The 5980-nt window shown below is 57.9% G+C and carries 8 protein-coding genes and 2 pseudogenes; 5 read left to right on the top strand and 5 right to left on the bottom strand.

Annotated features, from left to right (window positions below):
- Positions 1 to 190: 190 nt before the first annotated feature.
- Positions 191 to 307 (top strand): annotated as a pseudogene (locus BN77_RS35480) (IS30 family transposase); the annotation flags it as partial.
- A 42-nt stretch (positions 308 to 349) separates the two neighbouring features.
- On the opposite strand, the gene BN77_RS31240 reads toward BN77_RS35480, so the two are convergent.
- From BN77_RS31240 to BN77_RS31225, 4 genes are read right to left on the bottom strand one after another with little or no spacing between them, the layout of a single operon-like run.
- The gene (locus tag BN77_RS31240) at positions 350 to 643 is read right to left on the bottom strand and encodes a type II toxin-antitoxin system RelE/ParE family toxin (protein ID WP_007539876.1); all 294 of its coding nucleotides are present in this window, start codon (positions 641 to 643) and stop codon (positions 350 to 352) included.
- Entirely contained in the window at positions 643 to 888 is a 246-nt protein-coding gene (locus BN77_RS31235; RefSeq protein WP_007539874.1) for a type II toxin-antitoxin system ParD family antitoxin, read from the bottom strand. The genes BN77_RS31240 and BN77_RS31235 overlap by 1 nt, the downstream gene beginning before the upstream one ends.
- Before the next feature lie 60 nt (positions 889 to 948).
- On the bottom strand, positions 949 to 1356 hold the full coding sequence (locus BN77_RS31230) for an SLOG domain-containing protein (RefSeq protein ID WP_007539872.1): 408 nt from the start codon (positions 1354 to 1356) through the stop codon (positions 949 to 951).
- Positions 1356 to 1673 (bottom strand): hypothetical protein, encoded by a 318-nt coding sequence (locus BN77_RS31225; RefSeq protein ID WP_208856495.1) that lies wholly within the window; start codon positions 1671 to 1673, stop codon positions 1356 to 1358. Before BN77_RS31225 ends, BN77_RS31230 begins: the two co-directional genes overlap by 1 nt.
- Positions 1674 to 1918: 245 nt before the next feature.
- Between BN77_RS31225 and BN77_RS31220 the strand changes: the two genes are divergently transcribed.
- The 4 genes from BN77_RS31220 to BN77_RS31205 are packed head-to-tail and all read left to right on the top strand — an operon-like array spanning position 1919 to position 4847.
- Positions 1919 to 2215: a DUF2604 domain-containing protein gene (locus tag BN77_RS31220; protein WP_007539868.1), complete on the top strand. Its 297-nt coding sequence runs from the start codon at positions 1919 to 1921 to the stop codon at positions 2213 to 2215.
- A complete protein-coding gene (locus BN77_RS31215) occupies positions 2208 to 2801 on the top strand; it encodes a putative metal-binding protein (RefSeq protein ID WP_007539866.1) in 594 nt (197 codons plus the stop codon). Before BN77_RS31220 ends, BN77_RS31215 begins: the two co-directional genes overlap by 8 nt.
- A 44-nt stretch (positions 2802 to 2845) precedes the next feature.
- On the top strand, positions 2846 to 3259 hold the full coding sequence (locus tag BN77_RS31210) for a Mov34/MPN/PAD-1 family protein (protein WP_244426300.1): 414 nt from the start codon (positions 2846 to 2848) through the stop codon (positions 3257 to 3259).
- 28 nt (positions 3260 to 3287) lie between these two features.
- The gene (locus BN77_RS31205; RefSeq protein WP_007539861.1) at positions 3288 to 4847 is read left to right on the top strand and encodes an E2 ligase fold family C protein; all 1560 of its coding nucleotides are present in this window, start codon (positions 3288 to 3290) and stop codon (positions 4845 to 4847) included.
- A 442-nt stretch (positions 4848 to 5289) separates the two neighbouring features.
- Here the strand turns inward: BN77_RS31205 and BN77_RS31200 are convergent.
- A pseudogene (locus BN77_RS31200) lies at positions 5290 to 5646 on the bottom strand (hypothetical protein); the annotation flags it as partial.
- Positions 5647 to 5980 lie beyond the last annotated feature (334 nt).

Genomic DNA, 5980 nt, shown 5'->3' with positions numbered 1-5980 from the left:
GTGGTCCAAACACGCACTAAAATCATGGCGCATAACAATGCCACCTGGAGAGGGCGGCAACCACCCCATCTACTTTGCGCAACAGCGGACATTTCAACCTGGCCGCCACATCTCCTGTAGCCGGTGTATTCAAGGATGAAGTGCGACTTGCAATAGATAACAACGGTTTATCGCTTGCAAGGAACGTGACATGAAGCGCACCTACTCCCAAATCGATATGGATGAACGCCGCAAGATTGCTTGCCGGCGTACGGCCGGAATCAGCGACGTGATTGCCGAGAAACTCGGACGGCATCCCTCATCGATCAGGGGTAGCCAGGTACCGCCTGCCGCGAGAGGCAACGTGCCGCTAATCGTCTCCAAGGATAGCTTCTATATCGCGAGCGCCATGCAAAACCCTCTCGATACGGACGCTATCGTCATGAACAGTGTAGAAAATGATATAGGGTCGAAAGCCGACCGATCGCAGGCCCGGCCAAAGCGAGAAGCGCGGCGCACCACCGTTCGGCGCGTCAGCAATACGGCTGCAACGGCTTCTCAACCCCATAATGAACCGGATCGCCGCTGGCGGATTCTCCGCGTAGATATAGTCGCCAATTTCCTCAATATCCTGCGCCGCCGCAGGAGCGAACACGATATCCATTACTTGCGGTATTTTGCTTCGAGGCGATCAAGTACTGATGCAGCCGGGAGTCCGTCGCCACTCTCGACACCCTGGCGAATATCATCACGCAGCGCCGTCAACTTTGCAGCCCGCTGCTCTTCGCGTTCCTCAAGCATGCGCAGGCTATCACGCACGACCTCGCTCGCGCTGGCATAGCGACCGCTTTTGACAAGCTCTTGCACGAGAGCTTCATAGTGAGATCCAATGCTGTAACTCGCTGGCATGACCGTACCTCTCAATTTATCAAAATTTATCAATTGATGATAAATTGGGCAAGTCAAAACTCACTGCAAGATCTCGGCCATCTCTTTCGAGGTGCAGATATCCGCACCGCAACGGCACAACAGGACCAGATACGAATTACCTCCGAGGGACGTTGCCGCCGTCCGACCGACGGCGGTCAGCACGACGTTACGAAAACGTTCATTGTCTTCAGGAAACTCGTCCTTGAAGAATTCCGACTGATCGAGGGTGACCCACTCCGCGTAGTCGACGCCCATGCCTTCGGACATGACGAGGATCATTGGAGTGATGGCCGGATGTCCGCCCCAGATCAGGCGCCTGCGCCCCAGGGCCACGTATGCAAGCGCGGAGACAGCGGCCGTTATGGCGACCGTATCCGCAGTCGCGGCGAATTCCGGACCACGCCGTGGATCGGGAACTCCCGCCGATAAGAAGATCGCTTCGCCCATCACTCATCCATCCCTGCCAAGGCCCATCCGGCCTCGGATACCCGGATAGTCTTGACCGCTTTGATCTGTGCGTCCAGCCACGCCAGATGCGCCATCCAACTATCGCGGATTCCGATGTAGTCGTAAACCAGCACCGGAACCTCGCCCCGCTCCGCCTTCTTGGCCTTGGTCGCGACGTCGTTGAGGGTTTCCGCCGACGGGATGCCGACGATAGGATACGCCCAGATCAGTCGTTCGTTTAGCAGGCGCACGGCGATCGCCCGGTGAGCGCCCATGGGTTGCAGGAGGCCATTCGACCTGGCGACTGCGAGGCACATGATGACATCGCGAATACTTTCGCAATACTCTAATCGATTATAGTTGTGATAAGCAGTGTCGACCGGTTTACTTGCCGAGCAAGTACCGCTTAAAAGAAGTCCAGCACCGATTCGGTAGCTTATCCCCTGTCTTTCGAGCACTCGCGGTCCGTGGCGCCGAGTGGAGATCGAAGACCGCCAGTCTGCTCACCACTAGGTCGGCACTGGTGCCTTGGGGCGGGTTGGCAAGCCACAGGAGTATAACAATGTCGAAGGATCCGGGTAAGGGCGATAATCACGGTGGCGGCCCAGGGAAAATCGATATCATCGTTGTGGTGAACGGCCAGCCCACGCAGGTCGAAGCCAATCCCAACCAGCCGCTTCACGTCGTTGGCACCAAAGCCCTTGAGGCCACGCAGAACGTGGCTCAACCTGCCGAAAACTGGGAGTTTAAGGACGAGGCCGGCAACTTGCTCGACGTCGACAAGAAAATTGGCGATTTCGGCTTCGCGAATACTGTAACCCTGTTCCTCAGCCTGAAGGCGGGTGTCGCAGGTGCCTGAACTCCAGACTGTGGAGCCGGAGGTCTCGCGAGCGAAGTTTGATCGGGAGATCGGCCGGTTCCGGCCATATGCAGATGCCTATCGGACTCAAGGCTGCTTCCTGGTCGAGGCGAGCTTTCCGATCGCTTTCTTCATATTTGCAAGCCCGAAGTTGAAACCGCGCGTTATCGGCGCAGCCATCGAGATCGACTTCACCAACTTCGATTTAAGACCATTGTCCGTGGTCTTCGTCGATCCATTTACCCGCCAGCCGATTGCCCGGAAGGATCTCCCCCTGAATATGCTGAGGCGTCTGCCCGGGACCCCACCGGATCTCATCCAGCCGAACACCGTGACGGATTTTATCCAGGCCAACAGTCTCGAGGACGAACCATTCCTGTGCATGGCGGGAGTCCGGGAATACCACGATAATCCAGCCCATTCAGGTGACCCATGGCTACTTCATCGAGGTTCTGGCGAAGGCCGTTTGGCCTTCATCCTGGACAAGATCATCAAGTACGGAACCGGCCCGGTGGAGCAGCTGCAGATTCAGGTTCAAATCGCGGTGGGAGGACTGCAGGTGCCACCTCGGGCCATTCCAGAATGACCGCGTTAGAGGATGTCAGAACCGTCGCCCTCCCCCAAGACTGCGTGTCCACTGTACAAGCCCATCTGCGATCGGTTGGACAGCAGGGCCATGAAGGAATGGCGCTCTGGGTCGGCGTCCGGCAAGACCAGCACTTTACGGTGACAGAAACGGTTATTCCGGCGCAGCGTCACATCCGAACGAGCGACGGCGTCTGTGTGATGGTGCCTGCCAAAGAACTGCACCGCCTCAATGTCTGGCTCTACAAACGTGGCCTGACGCTTCTGGCGCAGATCCATAGTCATCCGGGCCACGCCTATCATTCGACGACCGATGACGCCTACGCGGTCGCTACCACGGTTGGGTGCCTGTCGCTGGTAGTGCCGAATTTTGCCTGCGAGCCTTTCGACCTTGCTCCGTGGCCGCTTATCGACTTGACGCGAAGGCGAACTGGAATGAGGTCCCGTCCGCGGCACTGACGCGAATGATCACGATAACGAGTTAACGATGGCCTTTGCTAATTTCATCGATCGCGCTGCTACGGCGGCATCTCAGGTCCTGGCCGATTTTCATCTGGGCGAGTTCAAAGCGGCTCTTGAAAAGCAGGTCGTGGCCGTCGCCTTCGACGATCAGGCCGCTTCGTGCGCCGAAGGCCAGGCGACGCTAGATCTTGCTGTGAGGTTGCTTGCAAGACTGTATCCGGTTCTGGCGATACTCCCCTTGGCTAGTGCGGCGAGCTCTCAAGCCCAGGCGCTGGAGCGCTTGGCAAAGTCGATCAATCCAAAAGTCGGCATCCGGCGTTCCGGCAAGTTCGCCACGGTCTGCCTCGTTGCAGGAGCGACGAGCCCATCACTCCGATGCCCGACCTTTTTCATCGGATCGGACGGTTGGGCGGCAAAACTGTCGCGTACGAGCCCGGTGGGCTCTGGCTCGAGTTTGCTGCCTTTTGGAGCGGGCGTCGCCAGTTGCTTCGGCGCCGCCAACGTGTTTCGAACCATCTTCGCCGCCCAGTTGACCGGCGCCGAGTTGGACGAGGCCATTGACCTCTCGTTATACAGCTATAACAAGGCTGAAGCCGGCGATGCTGGTCCGATTGACCTCGCTGCCGACCTAGGCGAAACGCATCTGGTTGGGCTCGGCGCGATAGGCCATGGCGCGCTTTGGGCCCTGGCGAAACAATCCGGCCTCTCAGGTCGCCTGCATATCATCGATCACGAAGCGGTCGAACTCTCAAACCTGCAGCGCTACGTCCTGGCAGGCCAAGCGGAGATCGGCATGTCCAAGGCGGAGCTTGCAAGCACCGCCCTTCGATCGACCGCTTTCGAGGTCGAGGCGCACCCGCTGACGTGGGCGGAATATGTTACGCGCCGGGGCGACTGGGTTTTCGACCGAGTGGGTGTGGCGCTGGACACAGCCGCCGACCGTCTCGCTGTCCAAGGTGCTCTGCCTCGATGGATCGCGAATGCCTGGACGCAGGAGCACGATCTCGGGATCTCGCGGCATGGCTTCGACGACGGTCAGGCATGTCTTAGTTGCATGTACATGCCGACCGGAAAATCCAAGGACGAGCACCAGCTGATTGCCGAGGAATTCGGAATACCGGACGAACACGAGCTGGTGAAGACGCTCCTGCAGACCAATGCCGGAGTTCCCAACGATTTTGTAGTTCGGGTGGCTACGGCGATGGCTGTGCCTTTTGAATCGCTAGCCCCGTTTGTTGGCCAGCCGCTGCGCTCTTTTTATCAACAGGCTATCTGCGGCGGTCTTGTATTCCAGCTGAGCGATGGAAGTCGTCAAGTCCGAACCGTGGTTCCGATGGCCTTTCAGTCAGCGCTTGCCGGGATCATGCTGGCTGCGGAGTTGGTCAAACATAGTGCGGGTTTTCCGACCAGTCCAACAACAAGCACTCGCGTGAATCTTCTGCGCCCCCTTGGAGGTCACCTGCATGACCCGAAAGCGAAAGATTTGAGCGGCCGCTGCATCTGTAGCGACGAGGATTTCATCTCCGCCTACAGGCGCAAATACGGCAACCGCGTTGAACCGCTGAGCAACACATCCGCCGCCTAAGCAGAAGCGGACGTCTCCGTCGCCGCGGTCTTACCGAACGCGCTGAGCTTTTGGTCGTTGAGCCAACCTTCAAGCAGCTTGGGAATGGCTTGCTCAGACGCTCCATGAGAAGGAAGCGGCCGGTCTCGCTTATCGCGAAAATCTCCGCGAATTGTTCCTTCAGTTCGATGTTGCGTTCGTTGCCAATGATATCCTCCCGCATAGTCTTGAGAGCGACCCAGACCGACCACTCCGTGAAGTTGGCGGCGGGGGGGTGGGAACGATGATCTCCTTGATTACTGAATCGTCACCAATCACGTCGAAAACGCGCCGGCCGCCGCCCTTGCCGATCTCGTTGCTGCGATCGATGATCTTCTCGAAATCCTGGTCTGGCTTGACGCCCTCAAGTATTGCTGCATCGATCCTCTCATGTCGCGGCGACCTGGAACTTTATTCAGTTCGCGCTCGTGATCAGATCAAAGTAGGCTTTCGGCCTTGTCAGGGAGTCCCGACCACGTTTGGTCGACAGCAGCCTGTCTTTTTTTTCGGCGAAGAAGTTTGAGGTGGCTGAGCATGTCGCGCACCGCCCAAGGCGGTGGCATGTCGGATTCATTGAGGACCTTATTCATGCTGTACAGGTCTTCGGATGTGTAGCCGAGCCAATGGAAGTGAGCCACGGCCCAGTGCACGAACTTGCGGTTCATGGCGCCTGTGGCTGTCAAGCCGATGCCGGCTTGAGTGTCGGCATAGGATAGGGCCAGGATCATGCCGCGCATTACGGCGAGAGGGCGGCGACATCGACGTCACCCAGCGGCAGCATTGTGAGATCCTGGTTTCAACCGTGCAGCTAAAGCCGCCTGGAACATCTACCGCACAATTGAAACTGAAGCTAAAGCCGAAGCGGTATTTCTCACCCGCCCCGATCTGATATTGCAACCGGATCAGCCGGTCGGATCGGGGCTGGTCGTCGCGTCGTGTGGCAGCGCAAAGTGGCATTTCTTCTGTGGTTGCCGCCCGTAGTGCAAGCAGTTTTTGGCCTTTTGAACATGTGATCGAGTGCGGTCTTCTGTCAGGCCTTTTTGTGCGGCACTTCCATAAGCCGCTGGCCGGTATGGTGATCAGCGGATCGGGCCCAAATCTACTTTCCGAGCTTG

Source organism: Rhizobium mesoamericanum STM3625 (assembly GCF_000312665.1).
GTDB lineage: Bacteria > Pseudomonadota > Alphaproteobacteria > Rhizobiales > Rhizobiaceae > Rhizobium > Rhizobium mesoamericanum.
Note: the sequence above shows the minus strand (reverse complement) of the source record. Positions and strands in the feature narration are given on the sequence as shown.

Coding starts and splice junctions, on each gene's coding strand:
- BN77_RS31240 (WP_007539876.1), bottom strand. CDS start 643: ATGGATATCGTGTTCGCTCCTGCGGCGGCGCAGGATATTGAGGAAATT.
- BN77_RS31225 (WP_208856495.1), bottom strand. CDS start 1,673: ATGTGCCTCGCAGTCGCCAGGTCGAATGGCCTCCTGCAACCCATGGGC.
- BN77_RS31235 (WP_007539874.1), bottom strand. CDS start 888: ATGCCAGCGAGTTACAGCATTGGATCTCACTATGAAGCTCTCGTGCAA.
- BN77_RS31230 (WP_007539872.1), bottom strand. CDS start 1,356: ATGGGCGAAGCGATCTTCTTATCGGCGGGAGTTCCCGATCCACGGCGT.
- BN77_RS31205 (WP_007539861.1), top strand. CDS start 3,288: ATGGCCTTTGCTAATTTCATCGATCGCGCTGCTACGGCGGCATCTCAG.
- BN77_RS31220 (WP_007539868.1), top strand. CDS start 1,919: ATGTCGAAGGATCCGGGTAAGGGCGATAATCACGGTGGCGGCCCAGGG.